Genomic DNA, 19,360 nt, shown 5'->3' on the forward strand with positions numbered 1-19,360 from the left:
GTCGGCTGACGGTTCGAACGGTATTCCGCAAAAAGACTGGCCATACGCTCGGGCCTATTATCCGGTATCCTGCCAAACGTCGCAGCATGTCTCTATTCAATTGCTTAGCTTCCATGAGCAGAGCAGATCCGATAAGGGACAGTGGCTTGGCTGAAAATGAGAAAGTCGCAAAGGGAGTCCGTTTCCTTGCGACTCAGGATCAGGCCTACACAAACACTCTTGCGGCATGCGACATGAATCCGAGCAAACCCAAACCGGTTAGCAGCGTTGCATAGGTCTCGGGCTCCGGCACAGCGGTGAGCAATTGGTCGCAGTCCTCGGATTTTGGACACGAGCAACCCCACCCCAATCTCATCAAATTAACGGGCAATTATTGCGCCGACTTGTTACCTCATGCCTGTGGGATAATACCGCTCGCTTTCCATCTGGTGCCTTTGCCATTTGTTCTGACGTTGCTTGACGCGATCCTGATAACTGCTGACTTCTTCCGTATTTTCCTTTTTTTCAGACCGCTCCTTCCTGGCTTTTCTACCTACGCGACGCCTCTCGTCGGCAGCTTTCCGCTCCTCACCCGACCTCAAATCCTTTGGCCTCACCTCGTCCGAAGCAGAGTCCCACGGTCTTGATTCCCATGGTTTCGATGCCGACGGCTTTGGATCCCATGGTCTCGCCTCCCACGGTTTCAGCTCGGGATTTTGCTGCCCTCGCTGTTTTACCTGATTCTTGTCTGGCTCCTGCTGTCCCAACCGGGTGTCTTCAAATGCTGTGGCAGACTGGGGAACCAGCATCATGAAGGCAATAAGCGCTGTGCACTGAACACACAAAATTTTCATAATTGAGCTACTCCCCTGCTATTGGTTCACTTCGTTATTTATGGCCCGCATTATGAACGCGGCAACCATCCTTATCTATCAAATTCTTCCTGCAACGGCAGATTCTCTTGCGGAGGATAAAAAATTCTCAAACCATCCGTTTGCGCCCAGGGAGTTATCAAATGTACCTTCCGTCCCTGTGTATTGATGATATCTTCAACCCGCACTCCACGCATGGTAAGCGCATCGGCGATCAACGAACGATGGCACCGCCATGGAACAGCTTCAGCACACATCAGCGCACACCGTTGGTTCCCGGCAAGCTCCATCACATCCTGCACGTTCGCGGCGAATTCAGGCGTTTGCATGTAATCCGCATATCCGCGAAAAGACGCGTTGCGCCAGGCACCGTTGATCGAATCCTTATGCGCATGCCGCAATCCGCCAAGCCCTGGCATATGCGTGTATTTGATGCCCGCCAGTTCCAGAGAGCCGGGCAGCGTTTCCTTATTGAACTGCGGATTATGCCGGGACCGCGGCACAGTGCGCACATCAAGCACGTGCACGACCTCGTTTGTCTTTAACAGATTGACAAATTCATCCAATGGGTGTGTTGAGTGCCCGATTGTGCATATCAAAGGTTCGGACGCCCGCTGCTTTTTACTCATGGCGTTAGCTTCTTCCCCGCTCGCTGTTATCCTCTATCGGCACGTTAAGCACCGGAAACACTCTTATCATGGAAAACATCGAAGAACAACGAAAGTAAGTCCAGCACTTACGTTAACATTCTCTTCTTATCCTCGAAACAATTGCAGAGAGCGGACGAGGCTGCCTACAGGTATCCCCGCATGCGTCAGCCACACGCTACTGCAACGCCTTTCCTGCCGGCGGTGCTGAAATGCACCCGAAGCGGGATGCGTTGAGTTCCACGTCGGCGCGCTCCCACGCCTTTTTGAAACGCGCCTCAATGAGCGCTGCCTGATCATCCTTGTTTTGCAAGCGCAGCGCTTGCAACAGGCCATAAAATGCCCACCCGTTGTTACGATTGCGCCTAAGGTCTTCCCAATACACCGTTTCCGCTTCGGCTGGACGCTCCGATTCGAGCAGGATAGCGCCCAGCGCCAGCCTTGGCGGAGACTGCCATTCCGACGGTTCCGTATAAGCCAGGCTATCCTCAAGGCGGATTGCCCGTTCAAGATGCGCGATAGCGGTATCGAACTGCCCGCGAGCGGAGGCGATTTCGCCTGCTAGCACTTCGGGACCAATACTCAGTACGGCGCGCGCGGAATTGAGCGAGAAGAGCGGCCAATCCAGTGACCCGCTCTTCATGATCTCACGCAACGCGTCCAACTCCTGCTCGGCTTGCTGCAACTGCCTCGTCGCGACAAACGCAAGGCCACGTGCGTAATGCCAACCGCCCTTCAAAAACGCATTCGTCGACGGTGGCGCGGGCTCCTGGAGAATCTCATTCCATTTTCCGAACCTCGCATACGCCCAGTACGGCACAATCCGGAACACCGCTGTCGCCGGCACCCCCGCCAAAGCCGTGTCGTTGACGATTCCCGCTACCTTCCGTGCCGATTCGATCGCCAACCGGCTTTGCCCATCCGCCGTTGCTGCAAACCAGAGAAAGTGAATATTATGGGGGGTGTACATTATCGGGTACATCCCTTGTGCATGGCGATGGGCCAGATACGCCTCATCGGCTGCCATCGCGAGCTGATTGCTCTTGATCGAGTCAGCGTATCGGCCCACCCTCTGATAGATGTGTGATGGCATGTGCACCACGTGCCCGGCCGCCGGCATCAGTGTAAGCAGCCTATCCGCCGCTTTTTCCGCCCGCTCGGGCGTGCTGGTCGATTCGACGAGATGGATGTAAAAATGTGCCGCGCCTGGGTGGTTTGGATTTCGTTGCAAGACAGATTCGGTCAGTGCCACGATTTCAGCGGTTCCCTCTAGCGGATAACCGTCGCGCATCCAGTAACCCCAGGAGTTGAGATCCATCATCGACTCGACATAGAGCACTGCAATATCGAGGTCGTTTGTAAATTGCTCATGCACATCCCGCATCGCATCCGCATAAGCTTTATCGTTCGCCTTTCGCTGCTCGGGTTTGCCGCTATAGCGCTTCTCGATCGCGCTGATAAGCGCCCGCTCGCGGGGCGACGCTTTCGAACCAAGCAAGGCGGCTTTCCGCACGAGCTCCAGGGCGAGCGCCTCGTTCTCCGGCGCCATTGCTGCATTGATGTTGGGGCCGAGCACGAGTGCCTGCCCCCAATACGCCATCGCCAGGGAAGGGTCAAGCCGCGCCGCTTCCCGGAAAGAGCGGCCCGCCTCGGCATGGTTGAATGCGTAGGACAGGTTCAATCCCTGGTTGATATACTTTTGCGCCAGCTTGTTTCGTGTGCTGACGGGAAAGGTGTGCGAGCCAAGGTTCAGCAGCCTCGGCACGGCTTTATCGTCAGTGTCTGGCTGATCCCGCTGTTCGTGATGCTTATGAACGGATCCGGGGGGCATGGATGAACCTGACTCTTCCGCCTGTGCAAACGTGGTAATGCCTGCAGTCGTCGCCACCAATCCCAGCGTGATTAAACGAAGAATAAAATGAACTTGCATAAACGTTCCCCCCTGATAATCGTTGGTCCAGCAATCGGCGGCGCAGCGTCGGTTATTTAAGACATTATGTACCGGTAATAAAAACTATAGACGAAAAACAGGGCTGCTCAAGGGACAGACGGTGTCCGAGATAAGTTTGACATAAAATGTAAGGCAAGCTGCCGCTGCTGTAGACCCGCGCTCTCTGATCGCGATCACGGAAGTGAACGCAAGTTTTTCAGGCATTCCAGACCGAAATGAATGAAGGCCAGTGCCGTCAGCACTGGTGCGAACAAGTTTAGAATAGGGATAAATTGTACCAGACCGGTCAGGAGCCCCAAGCCCCACAGTAACGACCGCTGGGAGGAAAATATCGCGCGCATTTCGTCCTGGCTAGCGTGCTCCGCCAAGGCGTCATAACGGAACAGGCGCTGGTTCAAATACGCCGTAGCAATAAATGGTATGACCAGGCCTGCGCCGATTAACCACAAAGGAAGCGTGATCAGCCAAATAGCGACAAATATTCCGAGGGCAATCAGCGCATTGAGCAGGCTGCCAGCGAAACCGCCACCGTTTTCGCGCTCAAGATGCGGGTAGTCACGGTCAGACACCAGATGAATCAAGGCAGGCATCGCGAATAAGGCGGTGATCACCAGCGCGGTAACGAAAACAAGCGGCACAAACAGAATCAGATGTGTGATTGCCTGAATTCCGTACGCAACCCATCTGGGTTCGACGCCTTCGAGCCAGGTTTGAATGCCGATCGCCGTGAGGCCGCTCGCAATCCATCCCGAGAAAGTACTCCAGAACGCGATGCCTAACAGGAGCCACAACAGGCTAGCCGCCAGGATGGGCCAAATGACGATCCATAAAACCTGAAACTGAAATAAATCACGGAACGCACGCGAAAGCGCTTCGAATACCGAGGTCACGCGTTCTCCTTCTCAGGTCTTGTTTGATATCAATGCATCCGTTAATTTTCGCCGAACCTTTACAGTGGGTTGGAAGTTACACGGGGCAATCGCTTATCGCCTCGATGTCATGTCCAGGCTACCTCGGCCCCGCGCCCATCAATCTGTAAATTCCAAAATGTAACATCGCCGAGACACCCCAACCTGAGACACCGCAACAAGTATCCGCGATAACGTACACTATTCATTGAATCCCACTTTCGCAACCCGGGTCCAACTCGTATGCAAACGAGTTGTACCAGGTGGTGCGCTCCCAGATTTCCTCGCACACCTCGCCGCAGATTTTTCGCTCGAACCCGCACATACCGCCCAATTTAAAGCGTGCCGAATATGCACCGGCAGCATCGCCTCCCTTGAGTTCGAGGATAACCTGCCCGTTCAGCTCAGAAACGTCCAGAGAGCGCGTATTGGTAATATCCTTATAGAATTTTTCGGGGATGACAAATTGTTTACTGTCTATGAAGACGAGAAATGTTTCAGTAACAAACTTTGGGATACCACCATCCACGCCCCATGTGCCCGCGTCAACTTCGTGGCATTCTCCGCTTTTGCATTGACGCTCACGGAATGTGACAGCAACCTTTTGGCCCGAGGGCAGCAGATACGTTTTCTCCTGCGCAAACGGCATGGCCTCGGTTTGTGCAAGCGCACAAAAAGACCATATAGCGGAGCCGAGGAGCAGCATTTTAAAGAAACCCAACATGGGAAGACGACCATTAATTCTTGTTTTCAACTGGGCTCCGTTCGCGCTTCCAGCAGCCGTCGGACTTGAAGAATCACAGCGAAAAAGTGAATGGGTAAGGACAGATTTTGAATATTTGAAGGCCCATAGTTATTCTACTGGCCGAAAAAGCCACGAATATGACTCGCCAGACCGCTTTTGCAGGCGATTCCCTTCAAGTCCGGCACGCTACTACGCTATTTCCAGGAATATTTTTTCGCTTTCCGCCGCAACCTTCAGTTTTTCAAATAGTCGATTGAAGGCCCATCGGCTTTCGCCGACGAAATTATCAGTTTTGGTCTCACCGACCAATATGCATCCCTCGGTGTTCGCGGCCGTATTTCCGCTATGTATCCTGACGCCTTCATAATTCGGCACATTAAGAAGAAGCGGAAGCTGTTTTTGAAACCGCTGTGAGAAATTGATAATCACTTCATAGCGGCCGGATGGTATGGCTGTCTTTCCGGCAATTTTGACGGGTCTGACTTTATCCTCCAGGGTGTAGCACTCAAATACGCCATTTACCGATAACTCGCCAATCGTGCTCTCTTCAGAAAAATCTGTCCTTTTAATTTGCAACTCCATTTTTGACTATCCTTATATTCTGGAATATAACGGAATGGAACGATCAAGTGTAACGGACGACTCTGATGATCGAGGCTGAAATTTTATAAAAATTTCTTTCGTGTAATATTAAAGGATAGAAGAACTTGTTTCCCTGCGCCAGGTAGTGCCCTGAGGTCCATCCTCCAGCATAATGCCAGCCTCCAGTAATTCCCTGCGAATACTATCGGCCTCACTATAATTTCTGTTTGCCCGGGCAATGAGGCGTTGCTGAATCAGTTGCTCGATACGTTCCGGTGTGAATGCAGGATCACCTGCGAGTCCGGCGTCCTGAAAATATTGCTGCGAATTCTGTTGCAATAATCCCAACACTCCGCCCAACGCTCTCATTAGCGCCGTTTCCCGTGATGATCCGGTTTTGTTGACCTCATTCGCGAGATCAAACAGCACCGCTATAGCATCGGACGTATTGAAGTCATCATTCATCGCTTCCCTGAAACGGCGTGCATGAGGCTCTTGCCAGTCTATGGCGGCCACAGCCTCGCCGGCTTCATTTCCTCTCAGTGCAGTGTAAAGCCGATCAAGCGCACGCTTGGCATCTTCAAGATGTTGATCTGAATAGTTCAGCGGGCTGCGATAATGCGCCCGAAGAATGAAAAAGCGCACCACTTCCGGTTGATAGCGAGCAAGAATCTCGCGTACGGTAAAAAAATTGCCCAGCGACTTTGACATCTTTTCATCATTGACGCGCACAAAGCCGTTATGCATCCAGTAATTCACGAAAGGATGGTCATGCGCGCCTTCGCTTTGCGCAATCTCGTTTTCATGATGAGGAAACTGCAAATCCTGTCCGCCCCCATGTATGTCGAAGTGTTCGCCGAGATAACGCTCAGCCATTGCGGAGCATTCAATATGCCACCCGGGACGCCCCCTGCCCCAGGGCGAATCCCATTGCGGCTCATCGGGTTTGGCGGCTTTCCATAATACGAAATCCAGCGGGTCCTCTTTGTATGGATCGATTATTACGCGTTCCCCCGCACGTAAATCATCGAGCGATTTTCCGGAAAGTTTTCCGTAGCCAGGAAATTTATGCACCGCATAATACACATCGCCGTTGGGCGCCGCGTATGCAAGGTTTTTTTCCATCAGAATCTGAATCATGCCAATCATATCCTCCACATGGCGAGTCGCTCGTGGTTCACATGTAGGCGGCGCGACGCCGAGCGCGGCGGCGTCTTCTTCCATAGCCCGAATAAAACGATCGGTCAGCGCGTCGATGGATTCGTTATTTTCCTGGGCCCGTTTGATAATTTTATCGTCAACATCGGTTATATTGCGTACGTACGTCACATCGAAACCGCTCGCTCGAAGCCAGCGCTGTACCATATCGAATACCACCATCATGCGAGCGTGACCAAGATGGCAATAGTCGTAGACCGTCATGCCACAAACATATATTTTGACCTTGCCGGGAACGAGGGGAATAAAATCCTGTTTTTCCCTGGCGAGCGAGTTATGAATTTTGAGCATCTGGCAAGATTGTGAATTAGACAGGCTTCTTGGTAGAATCCCGAGGATTCCGGGACAACCCAACAAAAATCGGAGCAGTATAGCACAATGAAAATGCTGGATTTTCCCCTCATAAGCGCATTAATGGCAGCTGCCGCGCTGCTGCTGTCGAATCCCGCCGCGCTTGCCGATGAGAACGATACAGTTGCCAAACTCTACAAGCAGGGCAATTTCGCCAAGGCGCTGGAGCAAGCAGATGCTTACCTCGCCCTCAAGCCAAAGGATGCCCAGATGCGCTTCCAGAAAGGCTTGATACTGACTGAACAAAATAAGATCGCGGACGCCATCGGTATATTTTCTTCACTCGCCGAAGAATACCCGGATCTGCCGGAGCCACACAATAATCTCGCGGTGCTCTATGCAAGCCAGGGCCAATATGACAAAGCCAAGGGTGCGCTCGAAGCGGCGATACGGACCCACCCCAGCTATGCGACTGCGTATGAGAATCTGGGGGACGTATATGCAAAGATGGCAAGTCAGGCATATGGCAAGGCATTGCAACTGGACAAGGGTAACGCCGCTGCGCAAACCAAGCTTGCAATGATCAAGGACTTGTTCACAGGGAAACCTAAAGAAATACAAACCGCATCTTCCCCATCTGTTTCCGCTGCGCCGGCAATTGATGCCCCCGTAATAGCCATGGAGAAAGTTCCGGAAAAAAGAGGGGGAAAGGCTGTAGAAAAAGCGGAAAAACCGACAACCGGGAAGACCGCCGCTGCGGAATCAGGGCCTGAAACACAACCCGCTGTTCCGGACGAATCGGATGAGGTTATCAAGACGATAGAGGCCTGGGCCAAAGCCTGGTCCGATAAGAATGTCGCGGCCTATCTGGCATTCTACGCGAGCAGTTTTCGTCCTCAGGGCGGTTCGGCGCGCGCGGCATGGGAAAAAAGCCGGCGAGAGCGCATCGGGAAACCAAAATCTATCCAGGTTGCCATTACCAACCCCAAAGTAAACTTGACCGACACCTACGCACGCAAGAGTGAGTTTCAAGCAATCGTACCACTCCGACGCAATCAGGAGTAATACAACCAAGACACTTGAGATGGTCAAAACAGGGGAAAAATGGCTGATACAGCAGGAACAAGCCGGGCGATGAGATCAGCCGATCCGGCTTTCCCCAAGCGCATTCAATCAAGTACAGCCACGATTACCACCGGCGTAATAGTCGCATTTGGTTTTGTAGCCTTTGGCGCATGGGCGGGTGACCGCCCGGTCTCGGCGGAACTATCGGTGGCCGGCCCCGAAACCATGCTGGTCAAAAGCATGCAGGAAATTGTGGAGAGTCGCATGGATGCCGCTTTAACCGGAGTCGAGCAGGTGCTCAAGACCAATCCGAATTTTCGGCTTGCTCACCTGATTAAAGGCGACCTGCTACTGGCTCGTTCTCGTCCGATCAGTAATATGGGTGATACTGCCGGGGTTTCGCAGCAGCATATTGCCGATTTACGCGACGAAGCGCGAGCCCGACTGCTGCGGCACCGGGAACCCGTTCCACGCAACATGGCGCCGAAGTATCTTGTGCAAATGCCGCCGGAACAAAAATACGCAATTATTGCCGACACCGGGAAATCTCGGCTGTATATATATCAGAATGTGGATGGCCAACCTCGTTACCTTGCCGATTACTACATCAGCAGCGGCAAGAACGGAACGCAGAAACTGAAGGAAGGAGACAAGAAAACGCCGATTGGCGTATATTTTGTTACCGCTAATGTACCCCGTGAAAAACTTACCGATTTTTATGGAGGGGGCGCATTTCCCATCAATTACCCCAACGAATGGGACAAGCTGCATGGACGCAGTGGTTTCGGCATCTGGCTCCACGGCACACCCTCGGATACTTATAGCCGGCCACCCCGTGCCAGCGATGGTTGCGTCGTGCTGGCCAATCAGGATTTACATAGCGTAGGTGCGGCGCTGCAAGTCGGGATTACGCCCGTGATTATCAGCAACGAAGTAGAATGGGTAAAATCCGGCACCGAAGCTACACTGCGCACCAGGCTGGCACAACATCTGGAAAAGTGGCGGCGCGATTGGGAAAGCGGAAACACTGAGGCCTACATCGGCCACTACGGTCGAGATTTTTTCAGCGGTAGCCAGAACCTGGCCGAATGGTCTCGGCACAAACGCCAGGTTAATACTGCCAAGAATTGGATTAAGGTGAGAATCAGCAACATTGGCATCTTTCTCTATCCTGGAAGAGATGATCTGGTGGTAGTGAATTTCGATCAGGAATATTCCAGCAGCAACCTTTCCAACAAAATGAAAAAACGTCAGTATTGGCTGAGGGAGCAAAAAAATGGTCCCTGGAAGATCATTTATGAAGGCACGGCCTAACAGCCTGCCGGACTTGAAGAATCACAGCGAAAAATTGACATATCTTGAGGATTTTGAAGACTTTTGAACACTAATCGAAAAAGCAGCGAAATAGGAACCGGCCAGACGCTTTTGCAGCCGATTTCCTTTAAGTCCGAAGGCTGCCAGTTCCAAACCGATCAACCATTTTATTGACTACCTTTACTTTTACACCTATGCATATTATCAAGCTTCTCGCGGCTTTCTCGCTTCTATTCAGCACTGCGGCACACGCAGCTAATCCCCAGGTTGAAATAAAGACCAATTTTGGTAATATAATGCTGGAGCTTTACCCGGATAAGGCGCCTAAAACGGTAGAGAATTTTCTACGTTACGTAAAGGACGGCCATTATAAAGGCACTATATTTCATCGCGTTATTCCCGGATTCATGATTCAGGGCGGTGGATTCGACAAGGCCCTCAAGCAGAAGCCGGCAAGGCAACCCATCGAGAACGAGGCGGCTAACGGCCTGAAAAATGAGATTGGAACGATTGCCATGGCTCGCACCTCGGACCCGCACTCAGCCTCTACCCAATTCTTCATTAATATAGCCAGTAACGAGTTCCTCAATTACACTGCACCTACTCAGCAAGGCTATGGTTACACCGTGTTCGGCAAAGTTATCCAGGGAATGGAGGTGGCCAATAAGATTGCTGGTACGCCGACAGGTTCCGGAGGACCATTCCCAAGCGACGTACCTGAAAAAACAGTAGTCATTGACGAAATCAAACTTGTCACAGAGGGGCCGGCTACCGGCGCCACTTTGCCTGGAAAATAAGGATAAACATGATAAAACTCCACACCAATCACGGCGATATTACTCTTGAACTGGACAGCGAAAAAGCTCCGTTGACCGTTCAGAATTTTATAGACTATGTGAACAGTGGCTTTTACGATAATACGATATTTCATCGGGTGATTGACGGTTTCATGATTCAGGGAGGCGGATTCGAGCCGGGCATGCACCAGAAGCAGGTTCGCGCCCCAATTCAGAACGAGGCCGCCAACGGCCTCAAGAACGATAAATATACCGTTGCCATGGCACGCACATCCGACGTGCATTCCGCTACTGCACAGTTTTTTATCAATGCCAAGGACAATGGTTTTCTTAATTACAAGTCCTCTACTTCACAGGGTTTCGGCTATTGTGTGTTTGGGAAGGTAGTGGAAGGCCAGGATGTGGTGGACAGGATCGAGAAGGTAAAGACAGGCACCCGAAATGGTCATCAGGATGTGCCATTGGAAGATGTAATATTGCTGAAAGCGGAAGTGGTTGAAAACAAGTAGCCGCTATTTATATCCCGGGCGTCCGCTAAGACTTCTAAAATTCAATACGCTGGCTATCAGTATGGCGGTAACGAGTGTTATTAAACTTTTTGAGCAGGAATAGCGTTTTTTATCCATGCTCGGGCACGCCAAGTAATATTGCTGTGAGGCATGTACCACCCGTGCCGTGAGAGGCTGTTTGGGTAGGGAAAATAAAATATTTCATCAATGGGAAAAATCATGTCCGCTTTTCGAATTCTTACAGCAATATCGATCAGTCTTTGGTTAGCTGCGCTAACGGGATGTGCAACCACCACCTCAGGCGGCGCGGTCGGCGCGAACCGCTCTCAACTGATGCTTATATCTTCAGAGCAACTGGAGCAAACGGCCGCCCAAGGTTATACCAAGCTGAAATCAGACGCAACGCAACAGGGTGCATTGAACAAGGATCCGAAACTGCTGCAGCGAGTGCAGGCAATAGCCCGCCGCATCGAACCCCAGACCGGCGTATTCCGCAAGGATGCCCCCGGGTGGAAGTGGGAGGTTAATGTCATAGACAGCAAGGAACTCAATGCCTTTTGCATGCCTGGCGGCAAGATCATGTTTTACTCCGGGCTGATCAATCAGCTTCAACTCAATGATGCAGAAATTGCGGTGGTAATGGGACATGAAATCGCCCACGCCTTGCGCGAACATTCACGCGAGCAGGTATCGCAGGCAATCGCGGCGCAGACCGCGCTGGGGTTGGGCTCCGCGGCATTTGGCCTCAGCCAGAATGCCACCACTCTCGCCAACGTCGGTTATCAGGCCCTGATCGCAACGCATTTTAGTCGTACCGACGAGGCCGAGGCAGATCGCATTGGGCTGGAATTAACCGCACGCGCGGGCTACAACCCTCGTGCCGGCGTAACGTTGTGGCAAAAAATGATGAATGCCAATAGTAGCGGCCAGCTTCCCGAATTCCTGAGCAGCCATCCCGCGGATTCAAGCCGGGTCCAGCAGATTGAATCGTTGTTGCCACGTGTTATGCCTCTCTATGAAGCCACGCTTCGTTGAGCCGAACCGTCTCTTTGGATCAGTAGAAGATTATGCGTTTAATCCTCTTGCCAGATCAGCCTGGATATCCTTTACCGCTTCGAGCCCCACCGCGATGCGCAATAAACCTTCGGTGATCCCGGCGGCATCCCGGCTTTCCTGGCTGATACGGGCATGAGTAGTGGTGGCAGGATGGGTGAGCGTACTCTTGGCATCACCCAGGTTGGCGGTGATCGAAATCAATCGAACGGAATCCACTACCCGCCATGCCGCTTCTCTCCCATTCTTCAACTCGAATGAAACGATTCCACCGCCGGTTTTCTGTTGGCGCCTGGCAAGCTCGTGCTGGGGATGCGAGGACAAACCGGGGTAGTGAACCCGCGCCACGCTGGGCTGCGCTTCCAGCCAGCGAGCGATTTGCATGGCATTTGCAGAATGCGCATCCATGCGCAGCTTCAGAGTTTCCATTCCCTTTAAAATAACCCAGGCGTTAAAAGGGCTCAAACTGGGACCTGCGGTGCGCAAAAAACCAAAAATGCCGCGTTCCATTACCAAGTCACGCTTCCCCAGCACTGCGCCACCTAAAACCCTACCCTGGCCTTCGAGATACTTGGTGGCAGAGTGAATTACAAGATCGGCGCCCAAATCCAGCGGTCGCTGCAGCGCTGGCGAACAAAAGCAATTATCGACTGCAAGCCATGCACCGGCTTTTTTTGCCACATGCGAGAGTGCGGCGATGTCCGATATTTCAGTCAACGGGTTTGATGGAGTTTCGATAAACAGCAGCTTGGTGTTGGGCTTTACCGCCGCCTCCCATGCCGCGACATCGGTGGCGGAAACAAACGTTGTATCGATATTGAAGCGCCTGAGGATATTATTGAACAGGCTTACGGTTGCGCCGAAAAGACTGCGGGACGCGATGACATGATCGCCGGCGGAGAGTAGCCCCATCACGCAAGCAAGTATGGCCGACATCCCCGAAGAAGTGGCCACACAGGCTTCTGCGCCTTCGAGGGCGGCAAGCCGCTCTTCGAAAGCCGTAACCGTTGGGTTGGTGAATCGCGAATAAATATTTCCGGATTCCGCACCGGAAAAGCGCGCCGCAGCCTGGGCCGCGCTATCAAATACAAAACTCGAGGTCAGGTACAAGGCTTCCGAGTGTTCGTTGAATTGACTACGGTGAATACCGGTGTGTAACGCCAGGGTTTCCAGCTCAAAATCATCAGACATGCTTAACTCCCAAAAAAAACCCGTTCAGCATTCGCTAAAACGGGTTTCCCGCTTTAGCCGAATTTATAATGCGCCCGCAAGCTGAATATCAAATCGGCGCTACAGTCAAAATTACGCCCGATAACTGTTTTTGTCAAATCCCCATCAATCGATCGCTACCAAGTTCAAATCCAACTGCGTACTGGACCGCGCGCGAGACAAGGGTATGCCGCCATCGCGTTGCGCCTCCAGTAAAGCGAGATACTCCGGCGTAACATCACCGGTGATGTAGCGCCCATCGAAACAAGAGGTTTCGTAATGGGTGATTGATGGATTGACGCGGCAAACATCTTTAACAAGCGAATCGAGATCTTGATAAACGAGATGGTCGGCACCGATCTCGCGGCAGATTTCGTCTTCATTCCGTCCCGTAGCGATGAGCTCGCGGCGTGTCGGCATATCGATGCCATAAACATTGGGGAACCTCACCGGTGGCGCGGCCGAAGCAAAAAATACCTTGTGGGCGCCGGCCTCCTGCGCCATTTGCACAATTTCAAGACTGGTGGTGCCGCGAACGATTGAATCGTCTACCAGCAGTACGTTTTTACCGCGAAATTCCACGCTCATTGCATTGAGCTTTTGGCGAACTGATTTGCGCCTCTGCTGCTGTCCCGGCATGATAAAAGTACGTCCAATATAGCGGTTCTTTACGAAGCCTTCACGAAAGCTGACTCCCAGGCGGTTAGCAAGCTGCAAGGCGCTTGGGCGGCTGGAATCCGGGATTGGAATCACCACATCTATGTCCAGATGACGCATCGTTGTGGCGATCTTGTCAGCTAGGCTCTCCCCCATGTTAAGGCGCGTTTCATATACCGAAATACCGTCCATTACGGAATCCGGGCGCGCCATGTAGACATATTCGAAGATACAAGGATTCTGCGTGGAATTGGCGGCACATTGCTTATTATGGAAATTACCGTTCTCGTCAATAAAAACTGCCTCGCCCGGGGCGACATCACGCACTAGCTTAAACCCCAAAGTATCAAGCGCCACGCTTTCGGATGCCACCAGATATTCCATCCCCTGCTCGGTTTCAGCAGAGCCGAACACTAAGGGACGGATGCCGTAAGGATCTCGAAAAGCGAGCAATCCATAACCCGCAATCATCGCCACCACTGCATAAGCACCTCGACAGCGCCGGTGTACACCGGACACTGCGTCGAAAATAGCGGCAAGGTCGAGTTGGTGGTTTTTCGTGCTTCTTTGCAACTCATGGGCGAGTACGTTGAGAAGCACTTCCGAGTCGGAACTGGTATTGACGTGGCGCAAATCCTCACGAAACAACTCGTCATTGAGTTGCGCCGCATTCGTGAGATTACCGTTGTGCCCGAGTACGATTCCGAACGGCGAGTTGACATAGAACGGCTGTGCCTCAGCTGATGATTCGGCGGAGCCAGCGGTGGGATATCTCACATGGCCAATACCCATGTTACCAAGCAAAGCACGCATGTTGCGGGTACGGAACACATCCCGGACCAGGCCGCCACCCTTGTGCATGTGGAAAGTGTTACCTTGGGCAGTAACGATGCCGGCCGCGTCCTGTCCGCGGTGCTGGAGCACCAGCAAGCCGTCGTACAGCAACTGGTTGACGGCAGTTCGTGCGACTAAGCCCAGAATTCCACACATGACCGCACTCCGCAAAGATGGCTTTGATTTTGATTGAAGCTGTACAAAAGGTTTATCCGGATATGGACGAATGGGATACCGAGCGCTGTATTATACCGGCACAAGCGCTAGCAGCCTGTCGGACTTAAAGAATCGCAACGAAAAAGTGACTGGGTGAGGACAGATTTTGCGGATTTTGAAGGCCAATAGTTATTCTATTGGCCGAAAAATCGGCGAAATATGAACCAGCCAAATGCTTTTGCAGCCGACTTCCTTTAAGTCCGCCAGGCTGCTAGTCACTGTCCGCGCTTTAATTTCACATAATTAATACGCGTGGACAGATCTGGCGGCAACCATGGTATTACAAACATTGCCGCTGTCTCCAGTGGTTTGCTCAGCAAGGCCTTTTGCCAGAATGGCTCTTGCGGCAGCGCCGTGAATCCCGCTCCCAACACAACCAATAACACTACCAGCAACCCTCGTATAAAACCGAACAACGAGCCAAAAAAACGATCCGCGAATCCCAATCCCACACTTTTTACCAAGGCTGAGATGAGCATGGCGATCAGGCTCATTGCCAGCAGAGCCGACAGGAATAACGCAGCGAATGCCAGCAACACACGCAATGTTTCGCCGACAATACCGGATGGCAGCATGGGCGCAAACCCCGCTGAAAATGAATTGGCCACCATGAAAGCGACGATCCAGCCCGCCAGCGACAATAATTCGCGCACCACGCCGCGTGCCACACTGAGCAAAATGGATACAACAAGTATGGCAAGAACGCAGTAATCGAAAATAGTCATTCGTAAACAGGAATAAAATTACAGACGTGCAATTTTCCTGTGCGGTAATGGTTCCATAATCCTACTTCTCTGCCACTACGCCATCGAATCCAAGTTTCTTCAGTTTCTCACGCGTGCGCTCCGCTTCCTCGCGCGTATCAAATGGCCCTACCCGAACACGCGTTATCTCGCCCTTATCGGCACCGCTGTCAACCTTCAGTGTTTCCGTATAGGCCTTGGACTTGCTATCCTTCGATGTCACGCTTTGTAGCTGTTGCCTGGCTTTGCCCGGATCGGAAAAAGCGCCCAATTGCACTACAAATACATTGGCCCCGGTGGCAGGAACGGTAGCTTTTCCCGTTCCCGATTCACCCTTGGAATCCATGCCGTTCGCTGCCGGCTTCTCTATCGATTCATTCGCGGGCTTGGCAGGTTTTACTGATGGCTCGGAGGCCACCAGTTCTTCCTGATTTATTCCGGTTTCCAATTTTTCTGGAATAGTCCTGGCGGGTGCTTCTGATCGAAGGGCGGCCTCGGGTGCGAGCTCTTCTACCGAGTCTTCAGACGGTATGCGAATGTCAATTTCGTGACTTCTCTGCTCCGGTTTGCTATCGAGTACCATCGGCAGAATTACAACCGCTGCGACCACCAGTGTAATTGCGCCGACGAGACGTCTTCTGGCGCGTTTCCTTAGCTGAATTTCTTCTTCGCTGACGGTCTTTGCCATTCGCCTTTGCTTGATTCTAACCGTGCTCAACCACGTTCCGGCATCGCAACACTTCGGCCACGGTATGGAATGAGCCAAAGACACAGATTCTATCATTTCCGGTTGCTTGCTCACAGGCAAATGCATATGCCGCGGCCGGGTCCGGAAAACTCTGAATTGCCTCCTCAACCACACCTGCCTCTTTCAGTGCCCGAGCCACCTCGCCAGCCGCAGCGCCACGCGGCAAATTGATGCTCGCCGTCAGCCATACATCGATTTTTGCCGCAAGTGCCCGCGCCACTCCTGCGATGTCCTTATCTTTGAGCATCGCAAATACCGCATAAGTCTTTTGATAGCGGCCCATGCTGTCGAGGCCGGTAGCCAAGGCGCGTGCAGCACTCGGATTGTGCGCCACATCCAGCACCGTCGCGGGACGGCCGGGTAACACCTGAAATCGCCCTGGCCAGACAACTTCCAATAGTCCCTGGCGTACATCGCCCATGGTAATCGGCAAGCTATCCTTTACCGCATCCAGTGCGGCAAGACAGGCACTGGCGTTGCGCAACTGATAAGCACCCCGCAATGCCGGATAGGGCAGCGAATGGCGCTTTCCACCATTTCCCCAGAAACTCCATCCGGTTGCGCTGGTTGAATAACCGAAGTGCTCTCCGATGTGCATCAAATTCGCGCCGATCGCTTCTGCATGAAGCCGTACGGACTCGGGAATATCCGGCTCCGAGCAAATGGCAGCCTTCCCGTTTCTGAAAATTCCGGCCTTCTCAAATCCAATTTCCTCTCGTGTGTTGCCGAGATAATCCATATGATCGAAGTCAACACTGGTGATAACCGCACAATCCGTGTCAAAAATATTGACTGCGTCCAACCGGCCGCCCAGTCCCACTTCCAGAATTGCAACCTCCACTTCGGCCTGTCTGAATAGTTGCATCGCTGCCAGTGTGCCAAACTCAAAGTAGGTCAGGGGAATGTCGCTATAAAGCCGGGCCGACTCTACCATTTGAAAAGCATCACATAACTCGTCATCGGCGGCTTCCTTTCGGTTTACCCGCACGCGCTCGTTATAACGCAGCAAATGCGGAGAAGTGTAACAGCCAACGCGATATCCGGCGCGGCTCAAAATCGCCTCCATCATGGCACACGTCGACCCTTTGCCGTTAGTGCCACCGACCGTGATGATGGGAAAGGAGCAGGCAAGGTTCAAGTCGGCCTTCACCCGATTTATCCTGTCCAGCCCCATCTCGATGGTCTTCGGATGGATGCGCTCAAGCCAGCTCAGCCAATCGGAAAGCGTTCCGGATTTTGTATCCGGTTCGCTCATTACCATCTGATGCCACGCAGCATGAGTATCATGACGATATGATCAGATGAGCCAAAGATCAAGCTGCCGGTGGTGAAACGCGCATCAGGAGCGAGCATAGGTTGGCAACCTTATCGCGCATGCGCCGGCGATCTACAATCATGTCTATAGCACCGTGTTCCAGTAGGAATTCGGCACGTTGAAACCCCTCCGGCAGGGTTTGCCGCACTGTCTGCTCGATAACGCGTGGCCCTGCGAATCCAATCAATGCCCCGGGCTCGGCGATTACCACGTCACCGATGAAGGCAAAACTGGCCGATACCCCACCCATGGTGGGGTCTGTCAATACCGAGATAAAAGGTAGCCGCTCCTGGCTCAGTTGGGTAAGCACCGCAGTTGTTTTAGCCATCTGCATCAATGACAGCAAGCCTTCCTGCATGCGCGCGCCGCCACTGGCGGCGAAACATACAAAAGCCACGTGTTGTTCAACGCATGTTTGCACCGCGCGCACGAAGCGCTCACCTACCGCTGAGCCCATCGAGCCACCCATGAAGCCGAATTCGAATGCCGCTGCAACCAGGGGTACGGTTTTGACGCTCCCCTGCATGACCACGAGAGCGTCATTTTCATCCGTATCTCTTTTCGCTTCCGACAACCTGTCGATATAGCGCTTGTTATCCTTGAATTTAAGCGGGTCAAGGGATTGCACTTCCCCGCCGATCTCATGACGACCTTCGGCGTCCAGGAATAAATCAAGGCGCACTCGGGCAGAAATGCGATTGTGATGATTGCACTTGGGGCAGACGTTTAGATTGTTACCCAGATCAGAGTAATAAAGCACTGCTTCGCAAGATGCGCACTTGCTCCACAGTCCCTCGGGCACGGCCTTTTTTTCGCCGCTTTCCTTGCGTTTGATTTTTGGGGGAAGAAGTTTCTGGAACCAGCTCATAGATTGGTTTAAACGATGGACAACGAGTGTTCAGGACTGGCTTCGTCGATGGCGGTACGGAGATTTTTTACCAAGCTGTATACGTTCGTTAATAAATTCTCTCTGGTTGAATTTTCTATTTCTTCAATAATGCGGCTACCTATCACGACTGCATCGGCGAGCCCTGCCACGGCTTTGGCAGTCGCACCATCGCGTATGCCGAAACCGACGCCAATGGGAATGGAGATACAGGCACGCAACTGAACCAGTTTGTTGGCGACGTCGGGTAGGTCGAGACTTAACGCACCGGTTACGCCTTTTAGGGAAACATAATATATATATCCCCGCGCCAGCTCCGCTACCCGTTCGACGCGCCTTTGCGGAGTAGTAGGCGAAAGCAGAAAAATCGCGTCTATTTGCTGGCAATCAAGATTTCTTACCCAATCCCGGGACTCTTCCGGTGGATAGTCCACTACCAGCACTCCATCTATTCCGCATTTTTTTGCGCGCGCCGCGAATTTTTCATAGCCCATCGATTCTATCGGATTGGCATAACCCATCAGCACAACCGGCGTATATGTGTCGGTTTTCCTGAATTCCTCCACCATTGTCAGTACGTCCTTCAGACCTACACCATGCTTGAGCGCGCGTTCCGAAGATCGCTGTATGGTCGGTCCGTCAGCCATGGGATCCGAAAACGGGACCCCCAGCTCAATGATGTCGGCGCCTGCCTTAACCAGCTCATGCATCAGCGGAACCATCATCGCGGGCTCCGGGTCGCCGGCAGTGATGAAAGGAATCAGTGCTTTTCTTTTTTTCTGGAGCAGGTTGCCGAATACGGTAGCGATACGAGACATGTA

Annotated in this window: 20 protein-coding genes; 5 read left to right on the forward strand and 15 right to left on the reverse strand. The window is 52.5% G+C overall.

All coding sequences use genetic code 11. The features are described from left to right. Positions 1-205: 205 nt before the first annotated feature. From BUA28_RS16360 to cysS, 8 genes are all read right to left on the reverse strand, one after another. A complete protein-coding gene (locus BUA28_RS16360) occupies positions 206-355 on the reverse strand; it encodes a PEP-CTERM sorting domain-containing protein (RefSeq protein WP_143148396.1) in 150 nt (49 codons plus the stop codon). A 31-nt stretch (positions 356-386) separates the two neighbouring features. Beyond that, complete coding sequence (locus BUA28_RS00100) at positions 387-833, reverse strand: hypothetical protein (protein ID WP_072766131.1); 447 nt, start codon at positions 831-833, stop codon at positions 387-389. 71 nt (positions 834-904) lie between these two features. Further along, the gene (locus tag BUA28_RS00105; RefSeq protein WP_072766132.1) at positions 905-1,480 is read right to left on the reverse strand and encodes a DUF488 domain-containing protein; all 576 of its coding nucleotides are present in this window, start codon (positions 1,478-1,480) and stop codon (positions 905-907) included. Positions 1,481-1,676: 196 nt separating this feature from the next. Beyond that, on the reverse strand, positions 1,677-3,428 hold the full coding sequence (locus BUA28_RS00110) for a tetratricopeptide repeat protein (RefSeq protein ID WP_072766133.1): 1,752 nt from the start codon (positions 3,426-3,428) through the stop codon (positions 1,677-1,679). A 194-nt stretch (positions 3,429-3,622) separates the two neighbouring features. Then, positions 3,623-4,339 carry an EI24 domain-containing protein gene (locus tag BUA28_RS00115; RefSeq protein WP_072766134.1) on the reverse strand — a complete coding sequence of 239 codons (717 nt, stop codon included), beginning with the start codon at positions 4,337-4,339 and terminating at the stop codon, positions 3,623-3,625. Positions 4,340-4,562: 223 nt separating this feature from the next. Next, a complete protein-coding gene (locus BUA28_RS00120; RefSeq protein WP_143148397.1) occupies positions 4,563-5,111 on the reverse strand; it encodes a hypothetical protein in 549 nt (182 codons plus the stop codon). A gap of 180 nt (positions 5,112-5,291) precedes the next feature. Further along, positions 5,292-5,684, reverse strand: a complete 393-nt coding sequence (locus BUA28_RS00125; protein WP_072766136.1) for a DUF5675 family protein — start codon at positions 5,682-5,684, stop codon at positions 5,292-5,294. 108 nt (positions 5,685-5,792) lie between these two features. Continuing rightward, positions 5,793-7,193 (reverse strand): cysteine--tRNA ligase, encoded by a 1,401-nt coding sequence (cysS, locus tag BUA28_RS00130; protein ID WP_072766137.1) that lies wholly within the window; start codon positions 7,191-7,193, stop codon positions 5,793-5,795. Between the two features lie 87 nt (positions 7,194-7,280). Between cysS and BUA28_RS00135 the strand changes: the two genes are divergently transcribed. From BUA28_RS00135 to BUA28_RS00155, 5 genes are all read left to right on the forward strand, one after another. Beyond that, positions 7,281-8,258 (forward strand): tetratricopeptide repeat protein, encoded by a 978-nt coding sequence (locus tag BUA28_RS00135; RefSeq protein ID WP_256598181.1) that lies wholly within the window; start codon positions 7,281-7,283, stop codon positions 8,256-8,258. A 69-nt stretch (positions 8,259-8,327) separates the two neighbouring features. Continuing rightward, the gene (locus tag BUA28_RS00140) at positions 8,328-9,572 is read left to right on the forward strand and encodes a L,D-transpeptidase family protein (protein ID WP_072766138.1); all 1,245 of its coding nucleotides are present in this window, start codon (positions 8,328-8,330) and stop codon (positions 9,570-9,572) included. Positions 9,573-9,766: 194 nt separating this feature from the next. Then, positions 9,767-10,369 carry a peptidylprolyl isomerase gene (locus tag BUA28_RS00145; RefSeq protein ID WP_072766139.1) on the forward strand — a complete coding sequence of 201 codons (603 nt, stop codon included), beginning with the start codon at positions 9,767-9,769 and terminating at the stop codon, positions 10,367-10,369. A gap of 8 nt (positions 10,370-10,377) precedes the next feature. Beyond that, positions 10,378-10,878: a peptidylprolyl isomerase gene (locus tag BUA28_RS00150; RefSeq protein ID WP_072766140.1), complete on the forward strand. Its 501-nt coding sequence runs from the start codon at positions 10,378-10,380 to the stop codon at positions 10,876-10,878. 219 nt (positions 10,879-11,097) lie between these two features. Then, positions 11,098-11,913: a M48 family metallopeptidase gene (locus BUA28_RS00155; protein WP_072766636.1), complete on the forward strand. Its 816-nt coding sequence runs from the start codon at positions 11,098-11,100 to the stop codon at positions 11,911-11,913. A 30-nt stretch (positions 11,914-11,943) separates the two neighbouring features. On the opposite strand, the gene BUA28_RS00160 is transcribed toward BUA28_RS00155, so the two are convergent. The 7 genes from BUA28_RS00160 to trpA form a co-directional block, all read right to left on the reverse strand. Then, complete coding sequence (locus BUA28_RS00160; RefSeq protein WP_072766141.1) at positions 11,944-13,122, reverse strand: O-succinylhomoserine sulfhydrylase; 1,179 nt, start codon at positions 13,120-13,122, stop codon at positions 11,944-11,946. Positions 13,123-13,266: 144 nt separating this feature from the next. Then, positions 13,267-14,787: an amidophosphoribosyltransferase gene (purF, locus tag BUA28_RS00165; RefSeq protein ID WP_072766142.1), complete on the reverse strand. Its 1,521-nt coding sequence runs from the start codon at positions 14,785-14,787 to the stop codon at positions 13,267-13,269. A gap of 275 nt (positions 14,788-15,062) precedes the next feature. After that, the gene (locus BUA28_RS00170; RefSeq protein WP_072766143.1) at positions 15,063-15,572 is read right to left on the reverse strand and encodes a CvpA family protein; all 510 of its coding nucleotides are present in this window, start codon (positions 15,570-15,572) and stop codon (positions 15,063-15,065) included. Positions 15,573-15,633: 61 nt separating this feature from the next. Further along, complete coding sequence (locus tag BUA28_RS00175) at positions 15,634-16,278, reverse strand: SPOR domain-containing protein (protein ID WP_072766144.1); 645 nt, start codon at positions 16,276-16,278, stop codon at positions 15,634-15,636. Between the two features lie 16 nt (positions 16,279-16,294). Next, entirely contained in the window at positions 16,295-17,593 is a 1,299-nt protein-coding gene (gene folC, locus BUA28_RS00180; RefSeq protein ID WP_072766145.1) for a bifunctional tetrahydrofolate synthase/dihydrofolate synthase, read from the reverse strand. Positions 17,594-17,651: 58 nt separating this feature from the next. Next, complete coding sequence (gene accD, locus BUA28_RS00185; RefSeq protein WP_072766146.1) at positions 17,652-18,521, reverse strand: acetyl-CoA carboxylase, carboxyltransferase subunit beta; 870 nt, start codon at positions 18,519-18,521, stop codon at positions 17,652-17,654. An 8-nt stretch (positions 18,522-18,529) separates the two neighbouring features. Beyond that, positions 18,530-19,357, reverse strand: coding sequence for a tryptophan synthase subunit alpha (gene trpA, locus BUA28_RS00190; protein WP_072766147.1), 828 nt, complete (start codon positions 19,355-19,357; stop codon positions 18,530-18,532). Positions 19,358-19,360: the final 3 nt, after the last annotated feature.

The sequence above is a fragment of the Nitrosospira sp. Nsp11 genome (assembly GCF_900142705.1).
In the GTDB taxonomy this organism is placed as follows: Bacteria; Pseudomonadota; Gammaproteobacteria; order Burkholderiales; family Nitrosomonadaceae; genus Nitrosospira.

Excerpts from the sequence above, each read along its gene's own strand:
- BUA28_RS16360 (WP_143148396.1), bottom strand. The coding sequence starts at position 355 with ATGAGATTGGGGTGGGGTTGCTCGTGTCCAAAATCCGAGGACTGCGAC.
- BUA28_RS00100 (WP_072766131.1), bottom strand. The coding sequence starts at position 833 with ATGAAAATTTTGTGTGTTCAGTGCACAGCGCTTATTGCCTTCATGATG.
- BUA28_RS00105 (WP_072766132.1), bottom strand. The coding sequence starts at position 1,480 with ATGAGTAAAAAGCAGCGGGCGTCCGAACCTTTGATATGCACAATCGGG.
- BUA28_RS00110 (WP_072766133.1), bottom strand. The coding sequence starts at position 3,428 with ATGCAAGTTCATTTTATTCTTCGTTTAATCACGCTGGGATTGGTGGCG.
- BUA28_RS00125 (WP_072766136.1), bottom strand. The coding sequence starts at position 5,684 with ATGGAGTTGCAAATTAAAAGGACAGATTTTTCTGAAGAGAGCACGATT.
- cysS (WP_072766137.1), bottom strand. The coding sequence starts at position 7,193 with ATGCTCAAAATTCATAACTCGCTCGCCAGGGAAAAACAGGATTTTATT.
- BUA28_RS00135 (WP_256598181.1), top strand. The coding sequence starts at position 7,281 with ATGAAAATGCTGGATTTTCCCCTCATAAGCGCATTAATGGCAGCTGCC.
- BUA28_RS00140 (WP_072766138.1), top strand. The coding sequence starts at position 8,328 with ATGAGATCAGCCGATCCGGCTTTCCCCAAGCGCATTCAATCAAGTACA.
- BUA28_RS00145 (WP_072766139.1), top strand. The coding sequence starts at position 9,767 with ATGCATATTATCAAGCTTCTCGCGGCTTTCTCGCTTCTATTCAGCACT.
- BUA28_RS00150 (WP_072766140.1), top strand. The coding sequence starts at position 10,378 with ATGATAAAACTCCACACCAATCACGGCGATATTACTCTTGAACTGGAC.
- BUA28_RS00155 (WP_072766636.1), top strand. The coding sequence starts at position 11,098 with ATGTCCGCTTTTCGAATTCTTACAGCAATATCGATCAGTCTTTGGTTA.
- BUA28_RS00160 (WP_072766141.1), bottom strand. The coding sequence starts at position 13,122 with ATGTCTGATGATTTTGAGCTGGAAACCCTGGCGTTACACACCGGTATT.
- purF (WP_072766142.1), bottom strand. The coding sequence starts at position 14,787 with ATGTGTGGAATTCTGGGCTTAGTCGCACGAACTGCCGTCAACCAGTTG.
- BUA28_RS00170 (WP_072766143.1), bottom strand. The coding sequence starts at position 15,572 with ATGACTATTTTCGATTACTGCGTTCTTGCCATACTTGTTGTATCCATT.
- BUA28_RS00175 (WP_072766144.1), bottom strand. The coding sequence starts at position 16,278 with ATGGCAAAGACCGTCAGCGAAGAAGAAATTCAGCTAAGGAAACGCGCC.
- folC (WP_072766145.1), bottom strand. The coding sequence starts at position 17,593 with ATGAGCGAACCGGATACAAAATCCGGAACGCTTTCCGATTGGCTGAGC.
- accD (WP_072766146.1), bottom strand. The coding sequence starts at position 18,521 with ATGAGCTGGTTCCAGAAACTTCTTCCCCCAAAAATCAAACGCAAGGAA.
- trpA (WP_072766147.1), bottom strand. The coding sequence starts at position 19,357 with ATGTCTCGTATCGCTACCGTATTCGGCAACCTGCTCCAGAAAAAAAGA.